At 55.7% G+C, this 296-nt stretch carries 1 pseudogene; it reads left to right on the top strand.

Annotated features, from left to right (window positions below):
* Positions 1 to 296 (top strand): annotated as a pseudogene (locus MUW49_RS21235) (hypothetical protein); the annotation flags it as partial.

Genomic DNA, 296 nt, shown 5'->3' with positions numbered 1-296 from the left:
TTTGATAAGAAACTCGCCGCCAAGGCACCCGTATTCAAGAAAAAAAGCGACAACCGCGACGCTATCCGGTTCGTCAACTTCGACAAGTATTGCCGCCTTGAAAAGGGTCGAGTGAAGCTGCCTGCCGGGCTGGCGTGGGTCAAGTTTCGCCAGTCCCAGCCAGTTGAAGGGAAAATTAAAAACGCGACCGTCAGCCAAGCAGCCGGGCACTGGTATATCTCCTTTCAGGTCGAGCAGGAGACGCTTGAGCCAATTCACCCCTCCGGCTCAATGGTCGGGCTAGATGCGGGGATCGC

Source organism: Aeromonas sp. LsrichE-8G (assembly GCF_022869435.1).
Taxonomy (GTDB): Bacteria; Pseudomonadota; Gammaproteobacteria; order Enterobacterales; family Aeromonadaceae; genus Aeromonas; species Aeromonas caviae.
The sequence above is the reverse complement of the archived record's forward strand: the minus strand, read 5'-3'. Positions and strand labels throughout refer to the sequence as shown.